This window comes from Petrotoga sp. 9T1HF07.CasAA.8.2, from assembly GCF_002895585.1.
Taxonomy (GTDB): Bacteria; Thermotogota; Thermotogae; order Petrotogales; family Petrotogaceae; genus Petrotoga; species Petrotoga mobilis.
The window spans coordinates 1-8,910 of sequence record NZ_AZRI01000044.1; the positions used below are offsets into that span (position 1 = coordinate 1).

Below are 8,910 nucleotides of genomic sequence, written 5' to 3' on the forward strand. Positions count from 1 at the left end.
GGCGAAGGGGCGCTAAAGCAGACTAGATTTAACTTAGATTGATGCAGGTGTTTTCAAAATTTTTGAATTCTAAAAAATCTGTTTAAAGTAGCTTTTAGTGTTTCTAAGGACAATAAAATATTCTATAGAAAGAGGTGGACATTAGTACATGGACCAAATAGCAAAACATCTTTCAAGAAAAAATATTTGTGAAGAAATAAAACCCGGGGCCTCTTCCTTAATAATATTTGGAGCCTCAGGAGATTTAACTTTTAGAAAATTAATCCCTTCTATATATACGTTGTTCAAAAAGAACCTTTTACCCAACGAATTTTTCTTACTGGGAATAGCAAGATCTAAATTCACTGATGAAGAATACCGCCAAGAAATAAAAAATAGATTATTGGAAGAAAACGAAGATAACTTTATAATTTCAAAATTTATTGAAAAAGTTTTTTACATTTCAGGTTTCTACGACGATGATTCCCTGTACCTGGATCTAAAAAATAAACTAAATTATTTAGATAAAGTTTTTAACACCCAAGAAAATCATCTTTTTTATCTTTCAACACCCCCAAACGTTTATTTAGAAATAATTAAACATTTGGGGAAGTTCAATTTGACAAAAGAAAGTGAAAACTCTTACTCAAGAATAATAATAGAAAAACCTTTTGGCAGTAATTTTAACACATCAAAAGAATTAGATGAGGAACTCCATAAATATCTGAATGAAACCCAAATATACAGAATTGACCATTACCTTGGTAAAGAGACCGTTCAAAATATAATGATGCTCAGATTTGCAAACATTGTTTTTGAACCCATATGGAATTACAAATACATAGATAACGTTCAGATAACTGTTGCTGAAACATTAGGCGTAGAACATAGGGCTGGATACTTTGAACAAGCTGGTTTATTAAGAGACATGTTTCAAAACCATATGATGCAGCTTTTAACTTTAGTAGCTATGGAACCGCCTGCTTCCCTTGAAGATACAAGCGTTAGGGACGAAAAGACAAAACTATTGAAAGCTATAAGACCCTTTGAAAAAGAGAAGATAGATGAATACTTTGTAAGGGGCCAATATATTGAGGGAATGATCAATGGTAAAGAAGTTCCATCTTATACAGAAGAAAAGAATGTTGATCCACACTCCTTTGTAGAAACATTTGTAGCGTCTAAATTTTTAATCGACAATTGGAGATGGAGCGGGGTACCTTTTTATTTAAGGGCAGGCAAGAGGTTGAAAAGAAAGGTTACAGAAATAGCCATAATCTTTAAAGACGTTCCTCATTCGATATTTGCTAAAAACGATATAACCTTAGAGAAAAATGCCCTCATTCTCAATATACAACCAGACGAAGGGTTTTCACTGAAAATTCAAGCGAAACAACCAGGTTCCAAACTTTGCTTGAATACTCTAACAATGGATTTCAACTACGACGAATTCTTCAAATTCAAAGGGCCAGATGCATATGAAAGGCTACTCTTGGACGCCATGTTGGGAGATCAAACACTTTTTGTAAGAAGTGACGCAATGGAAATTTCATGGAAAATCTTCACCCCAGTTTTAGAAAAATGGGAAGATGAAAAAGATAATGGATTGATATTTTACAAAGCTGGTACATGGGGACCAAAAGAATCTTTTGAACTATTAGAAAAAGATAACAGAAGTTGGCGAAACTTAGACTTTGAAAGCGAGAATCTGTATGAAAGCAAAGTTTTTTGATGATCCCGAAACATTTCACAATGAAACTGTAAATTTAATTTATATCCTATATGACGAGAGTATAGGAGAAAACAAACTATTCACCTTAATGCTCTCAGGTGGAAGAACTCCACTTCCAATTTATGAAAAATTGGCATCTGAGTATAAAGATAAAATAAATTGGGAGAAGGTCCACATTTTTTGGGGAGACGAAAGATACGTCGATCAAAAAAGTGAAGACAGTAATTACAAATGGGCACACGATTTGCTAATAAGCAAAATTAATATCCCAACAAATAATGTACATAGGATAAAAACCGAACTACCTATAGAAAAAGCATCACAAGAGTACGAAAAAGAAATAATCAACTTTTTTGGAGAACAAAATCCTGTTTTCGATCTTATATTACTAGGCATAGGAGAAGATGGCCACACAGCATCATTGTTCCCCTCGAGTGACGCTTCAAAAGAAAATAAAAAGCTATACACCGCTACACCACCTTCTGGAAGACCGAAAGTACCAAGAATTACCGCCACTTACAAACTGCTGAACAATGCAAGAAATATTCTTTTTCTAAGTTCATACAAAGGAAAAGAGCAGGTAATAGATGAAATCTTAAACAACCCCAAACCAGCAGAAGAAAAATATCCAACCGCAAAAGTTAAAGTTAAAAATACTTATTTTTTTATAAAAATATAGGGACTGGTTGACAGTCCCTATTAAATTAATAATTATCAAAAGCAAATATCTTTTTGGATATGTAGTAAAGAGAAATCGCCTTAAATTACCTCATCATTTTTGGAAAAATCTTTAAATTTCTTTGTTTTTGTAAATTTTTTGTAATTAACCATATAATTAATTCTTTGGTATAATTATTGAAAAAACCTTTTAATGGATTCAATGCCGCAAAGAGGGAGGGGAATTAGAAGTGTTCAACATAGCTGTCATAGTTAACACTTTAGCCGTTTTGATTGGAGGCACATTGGGAACGCTTGTAGGAAATAAATTGCCGGATAATTTGAGACTCATTTTATTTCAAAGTGTTGGTCTGACTACTTTTTTGATCGGGGTGGGGATGGGGTTAGATGCGAGCAATTTGATCGTCGTTTTGGTGTCTTTAGCACTGGGGGGAGTAATTGGAGAGTTATTGAGAATTGAAAACGGTCTGGGAAAATTGGCAAACATCGTTGAAAGGTCACAAGGAGAAACACCGTTTGTAAGGGGATTTATTACTGCCACTGTTCTTTTTGTTATTGGCCCTATGACGATAATCGGATGTCTAAATGCAGGTCTTTCGGGAGATAACTCTGTTATTTTCTTAAAATCTGTTCTGGATGGAATTTCTTCTATGGTCTTAGCCTCGGTATATGGTGTGGGGGTTACCTTCTCTGCTGTGAGTGTTTTCTTGATTCAAGGGTCAATAGTTAGTTTGGCTGGAATGCTTTCTTTTCTTTCGGACCCTTATTATTTGAATGATTTTACAGCCGTGGGAGGGGCGATGATAATTGCCATTGGAATAAGACTTTTGGAGATAAAAGATATAAAAGTGGGAAACTTCCTTCCTTCTTTGATAATTGTCGTTTTGATAAATTATATTCTTACCTTTTTTGGCAGGTTTTGACAAATTCCTACAAAATATGTTATAATATTTAATAGATAGACTAACAAATGTTTTCTTCTCGTTTAAACTACTATTCATATCTTTGCCGCCCATACTCATACTATATTCACCTATATTTCTAATACTGATGAATTAAACAAAACTAATTATCAAACCTTTTTTCGAAAGGTCGTATTTTTTTTTACTTGCTAAAAAGACTGAAAGGAGGAATCAAAATGCTTAGATTAGAAGATGCCTTATGGAAACTGGAAAAATATGAGGATGAATTGCTATCTAATACGATACTTTTCAATCAGCTTCCTTTAAAAAACCCCAATGAGCAAAAAAACTTTATAATAAGCAAATTGCGAGAAATGAATCTACCCAATATTAAGGAAGATGATGAAGGGAACGTATATGTCTCTTTTGTTAACGACGATACATCCCCTACCGCACTTGTTTTCACAACTATAGATGAGATTCGCGATCCACTTGTTGAAAGATTTGCCAGGGTATTAAAAGGAAAAATAGAAGGTTTAAAAATCGTTTCGTCTTCACTTAAAGTTGCAGCTCTTTTAACTATGATAAAGTTTTTACACCTAGAAAAAGTAGATTTAAGAAAGAATGTATTTTTCCTCTTTCTTAACCAGGCAAGAAAAAACAAATTTTTGAGTTTAGGAGAGTTTTTACAGGAAAATATCAAAAGTTTGGATTATGCTATCAAAATCAATGGCATCAATTTGGGAGACCTCGGTCATCGTTCTTTGGGAAAATATGTTTATAAATTAAAGTTTTATTCCCGAGATTCAATACACAAAACTTCTAAATCTCCATCAACTTTAGAGATATTGTACAGAATAACTTCTAATCTGAAAGAGAATGCAGATATGGAAGGTACGTCTGTAATCATCTTAAAACTCGACAGATTCGAAGACAATACCGAAGTAATAATGGAGATAAAGAGCGAAGGAGACCAAGATTTAGAAACTATAAGTGAAAATTTAAGAGCCACCGTCACGGAATTGGCTGAAAGATACAATTTAAAGATCAAATTGAATCTACTTTCATACATTCCGACCACTTTCATACCAAAGGAGCATCCTTTGATCGAACAGATCAGAGAAGTTCATAACCATTTAAACATTAAAACTAACTTAGCTCCTTTAGACAAAGACGAGGCATTGATAATTAAATCAGGTATTCCAGCAGTTTCCCTAGGGATAGCAAAAGGTGAGATATTAGATGGCACAGAATACTTCGAAAGAGATGGTGTGATGAAAGGTCTGCATCAAATTTTGATGGTGGTTGATAATGTAACAACAGAAAACTTTGCTGAAGAAGAGATAGACCAGGACATTATAGGAGAAGAAAAAGATTAAACAGAAAGGAAGATCAAAAATGAAGGATAATGTCTTAAAACGTTCTTTTCACCATTCAAAGTTTGAGAACATTAAAGAACTCGTTAAGTTAAAAGAAAAACAAGATGTAAAAATATCCCTTGCCTTTCCTTCTTTAAACGAAGAAAAAACTATTGGTAAAGAGATACTCATTATGAAAACAGAACTTATGGAAAAATATCCCTTATTGGACGAAATTGCTGTAATTGATTCTGGCTCAGAAGATGAAACGGTTTCTATAGCAAAAGAATTCGGTGCAAAAGTTTTTTATTCCAGCGATATTTTACCAAAGTACGGGTTTTACAAAGGAAAAGGAGAAAATTTATGGAAAAGCCTATACGCACTTAATGGCGATATAATCGTATGGGTGGATTCAGATATAGAGAACATACATCCAAAATTCGTATACGGTTTAGTTGGTGCTTTGTTGAATTATCCAGAAATAGGTTACGTCAAGGCCTTTTATGATAGACCCATTGTGGGAAAATCGGCGATGCAACCAACAGGTGGAGGAAGGGTTACCGAATTGGTTGCAAGGCCTTTATTTTCTTTGTTTTACCCGGAGTTATCAACGATAATTCAACCGCTAAGTGGTGAATATGCAGGAAGAAGGGAAATTTTAGAAAAGCTGCCTTTTTTCGTGGGATACGGTGTGGAAATTGCGCATCTCATCGACATAGCTGAAAAATTTGGTAGTGAGATAATAGCTCAAGTCGATCTTGAACTTCGAATTCATGACAATCAACCCTTACACTCACTGAGTAAAATGGCTTTTGAACTCACAAAAGTAGTATTAAAAAGATTGGAAAAATATGGAAAATTAGATTTAAATACCGAATTGACCGATAAACATATAATGATTCAAAAAAAAGAAAATGAGAAGGTATTAGTTCCAACGGAGATACTAAGTGTTGAAAGACCTCCTATGATTACTATCCCAGAGTACAAAGAAAAGTTTTCAAAAGAGGAGAAGGTATGAACAATCTTTACATCTTCCACTACCATTACATAAAAGGCGGAGTTTCAACCGTTGTTAGAAATATCGTAAAATCTCTAAAAGACGCATACAAAATTACTCTCTTTGGTTCAAAAAAAATGGGGATAGATGGGATAGAAGAGGTCTTATCTTACGAAAATGTCAATTTTATTGATTTTCCAGAACTCGGATATATATATTATGACAGCACCGATTATAAAACTTTTCTCGAACTCAAAGAATCGATAAAAAACAAATTGAACAATTATCACGATGAGAGGGCTATATACTGGGCTCATAACTATAATTTAGGCAAAAATCCCGCATTTACAGAAGCGTTTAAAGAATTTATCACAACAAAAAATATCCCCACAATAATTCAAATTCACGACTTTCCTGAATGTGCAAGATGGGAAAACTATTCTTTTATAAGAAAATTCATAAATTCTTCACTGTATCCTATTAGGAAGAATATACAGTATGCTACTATCAATCTATCCGATTACAACAGACTTATAAAATGTGGTATACCTTCAGAAAATGCTTTTTATCTCCCAAATGCTGTTGAATTCACTAAAAATAAAGATAAAATAGATGATATCGACAAAGATGAGGTCATAAATAAACTAAAGAAATTGGGATATAACGTTGATCCCACAAATAAAAACATTTTGTATCCAACAAGAACGATAAGAAGAAAAAATATCTTAGAAGCGGTGCTTATAAATCGCTTATATGGAAAGAGTAATCTCCTTGTCACATTACCAGCTAACTCTGATAAAGAAAGGCCATATGAAAAAGTTGTAAAAGAAACCTTTGAATCTGAAAAAGTTAAGGGAGCTTGGGCTATTTCAGCAAAAGATCCTTCACTTTTTCCATACATTCTGAATATATCTGATCTGTTCTTTTCTTCTTCCGTATTAGAAGGATTTGGAATGATATATTTAGAATCAAAATTCAACGAAAAAAACTTTTTAACGAGAAAATTAGATGTGATAGAAGATTTCAAAAACATAAAAGAAATAAGTTATTACGATAGATTTTTGGTTAGTCTTTCTCCTAAAGAAATAAACAAAGTAAAAGAAAAATACGAAGAACAAATTAACAAGATACCTATTTCCGAAGAGAACAAAAATCATTTAAGACAAGATTTAAACAATAAATTTGATAAAGATTTAATTGATTTTTCATTTCTCCCCGTCGAACTTCAGAAGAAATTCTGTATGGAAGAAGAAGCAAAACTTAATGATTTGAAAGAAATTAACAAAGAAATATTTGATAAAATAGAAATGTTGACTTCCACAAATCACATTGATCAAGGGATAAACTTGGAAGATTTCTCATTGAAGGCGTATAAAAGTAAAATATTTTTATTATTAGATAAAGTACAAGCTAGAGGAAACGCCCCGAAGGGGGTTCAAGGAAGTACAAAGGAAATAGAAGATACAATAATTGACGAAAATATTCTAAAATCCTTTCTAACAATAGATAATATAAGATTACTCTTTTCTTATTGAACAGGATAAAAGAGCGAAGACTTCTTTATCCTTATGGGTAGAGAGCTGAGGAAAAGAATAAAGATTCTTTATCCTTATGGGTAGAAAGCAGGGTAAAAGAATAAAGATTTTTTATCCTTATGGGTGGGCAGCAGGGTAAAGGAATAAAGATTTTCTATCCTTATGGGTGGGGAGCGGGGCGAAGGGGCGCTAACACTACTTAGGAGGCTATTCACATGTATGAAGATATAAAAAACATTCCCACAATTATAATTAACGGTATGTCTAAAGAACAGATACTCAAAATAATGAAAACGATAAAAAATATGGAAAACTTACCTGAAAATATAATTTTTGCTTCCATTACTCCTACAAGTTCTCAATGGACAGTTGAAGAATTAATCAAAGAGTTAAAACAGGAAGACATAGAAATGAAAAAAGTAACAGAAAATCTCAAAAAAGGGGTATACGACAATTACAAAAAAGACAGCAAGTGAAGATAAAACTCTCATCGCCTATGTCGATGGAAGTTATGACGTAGAAACCAAAATATACGGTAGCGGCATAGTATTTCTAGATGGTGAAGAAAAACATTTCTTCTTTTCTGGTAATAACCCAGAATACTCATCTAGCCGAAATGTTGCTGGAGAGATAAGTGCATCCATCTACGCAATGGAATACGCTAAAGAAAAAGGTTACGAAAAGATAATAATAAACCATGATTACATCGGATTAGAGAAATGGTGTAACGGAGAATGGAAGACGAATAAAAAAATAACCATAGCCTATAAAAATTGCTATGATTATTTTAGTAAATTTTTAACGATACAGTTCAATTGGGTAAGGGGACACTCAGGAGACCATTACAACACCTTGGCCGATCAACTAGCGAAAAAAGCATTAGAAAGCAAAAATTTCCGAGATTTAATAACGAAATATCTCCATAAAACCGGTTTGAACTCCTAATTTTTTGAAAAAGCCGAAGGTTTCATGCTGATTTTAAAAAAAGAAAATAAATTCTTCAAAAATCTTTATACTTTCTAAACCATTACCTCTTCAGATTGACTCATAACAAATTTTGTAATCTGGCTTTCTAACTCTAAAAAGCTTTTATCATAAATATTTTTCTCTTCTTCCGAAAGATTTATAGTAAAAACATTTAATATTCTAGAAGGTCTTTGAGACAAAATAACTACTTTATTTCCCAGCATCAATGCCTCTTTTATGTCATGGGTAACCAACAATATTGAAAAATAACTTTTCTTCCACATCTTTTCTATATCTTTTATTATTGATAGTTTAATATTGAGATCCAAAGATGTGAAAGGTTCGTCCATTAGCAAGATCTGTGGCTCAACTAATAAAGATCTGGCAATATTCACCCTTTGTTTCATACCTCCACTTAATTTAGAGGGTAAAAGATTTTCAAAACCTTCTAAACTTATCATACTGATAATCTGTTTAATTTTCTTTTCATCGTCTAAAATTATTTTCAGGTTGTCGTAAACCGTTCTCCATGGCAATAATCGAGGTTCTTGGAAAACGTAACCCATCTTTTCAACAAAGGTTTCAACTGTCCCTTCACTTTGCCTTTCTAATCCTGAAATGATCCTAAAAAAAGTAGTTTTTCCGCAGCCAGATGGCCCCAACAAAACGATTTTTTCACCCTCTTGCAACTCAAGACTCCAGTTATCTATAACCAGAAGATCTCCAAACCTTTTGGTTAAACGATCCACTTTTAGTACATTTT

At 33.0% G+C, this 8,910-nt stretch carries 9 protein-coding genes; 8 read left to right on the plus strand and 1 reads right to left on the minus strand.

Annotated features, from left to right (window positions below; translation table 11 throughout):
* Positions 1–148 precede the first annotated feature (148 nt).
* The 8 genes from zwf (at position 149) to X925_RS09425 (ending at position 8,126) form a co-directional block, all read left to right on the plus strand.
* Positions 149–1,711, plus strand: coding sequence for a glucose-6-phosphate dehydrogenase (gene zwf, locus X925_RS09390; protein ID WP_121959789.1), 1,563 nt, complete (start codon positions 149–151; stop codon positions 1,709–1,711).
* Entirely contained in the window at positions 1,692–2,390 is a 699-nt protein-coding gene (gene pgl, locus X925_RS09395; protein ID WP_121959790.1) for a 6-phosphogluconolactonase, read from the plus strand. Before zwf ends, pgl begins: the two co-directional genes overlap by 20 nt.
* A gap of 229 nt (positions 2,391–2,619) precedes the next feature.
* Positions 2,620–3,312 (plus strand): DUF554 domain-containing protein, encoded by a 693-nt coding sequence (locus tag X925_RS09400; RefSeq protein ID WP_012208960.1) that lies wholly within the window; start codon positions 2,620–2,622, stop codon positions 3,310–3,312.
* Between the two features lie 215 nt (positions 3,313–3,527).
* Positions 3,528–4,670, plus strand: a complete 1,143-nt coding sequence (locus tag X925_RS09405; RefSeq protein ID WP_121959791.1) for a hypothetical protein — start codon at positions 3,528–3,530, stop codon at positions 4,668–4,670.
* Positions 4,671–4,689: 19 nt separating this feature from the next.
* On the plus strand, positions 4,690–5,667 hold the full coding sequence (locus X925_RS09410; protein ID WP_121959792.1) for a glucosyl-3-phosphoglycerate synthase: 978 nt from the start codon (positions 4,690–4,692) through the stop codon (positions 5,665–5,667).
* Positions 5,664–7,181, plus strand: coding sequence for a hypothetical protein (locus X925_RS09415; RefSeq protein WP_121959793.1), 1,518 nt, complete (start codon positions 5,664–5,666; stop codon positions 7,179–7,181). The genes X925_RS09410 and X925_RS09415 overlap by 4 nt, the downstream gene beginning before the upstream one ends.
* A gap of 215 nt (positions 7,182–7,396) precedes the next feature.
* Complete coding sequence (locus X925_RS09420) at positions 7,397–7,657, plus strand: DUF3783 domain-containing protein (RefSeq protein ID WP_012208964.1); 261 nt, start codon at positions 7,397–7,399, stop codon at positions 7,655–7,657.
* A gap of 13 nt (positions 7,658–7,670) precedes the next feature.
* Positions 7,671–8,126, plus strand: a complete 456-nt coding sequence (locus X925_RS09425; RefSeq protein WP_255408276.1) for an RNase H family protein — start codon at positions 7,671–7,673, stop codon at positions 8,124–8,126.
* Positions 8,127–8,200: 74 nt separating this feature from the next.
* On the opposite strand, the gene X925_RS09430 is transcribed toward X925_RS09425, so the two are convergent.
* Positions 8,201–8,910: ABC transporter ATP-binding protein (locus tag X925_RS09430; RefSeq protein ID WP_146026699.1), on the minus strand; the 710-nt coding region annotated here is incomplete at its 5' end.

What these genes read in the sequence shown, in the direction of transcription:
- zwf (WP_121959789.1), top strand. Translation starts at nt 149, where the DNA reads ATGGACCAAATAGCAAAACATCTTTCAAGAAAAAATATTTGTGAAGAA.
- pgl (WP_121959790.1), top strand. Translation starts at nt 1,692, where the DNA reads ATGAAAGCAAAGTTTTTTGATGATCCCGAAACATTTCACAATGAAACT.
- X925_RS09405 (WP_121959791.1), top strand. Translation starts at nt 3,528, where the DNA reads ATGCTTAGATTAGAAGATGCCTTATGGAAACTGGAAAAATATGAGGAT.
- X925_RS09410 (WP_121959792.1), top strand. Translation starts at nt 4,690, where the DNA reads ATGAAGGATAATGTCTTAAAACGTTCTTTTCACCATTCAAAGTTTGAG.
- X925_RS09415 (WP_121959793.1), top strand. Translation starts at nt 5,664, where the DNA reads ATGAACAATCTTTACATCTTCCACTACCATTACATAAAAGGCGGAGTT.
- X925_RS09420 (WP_012208964.1), top strand. Translation starts at nt 7,397, where the DNA reads ATGTATGAAGATATAAAAAACATTCCCACAATTATAATTAACGGTATG.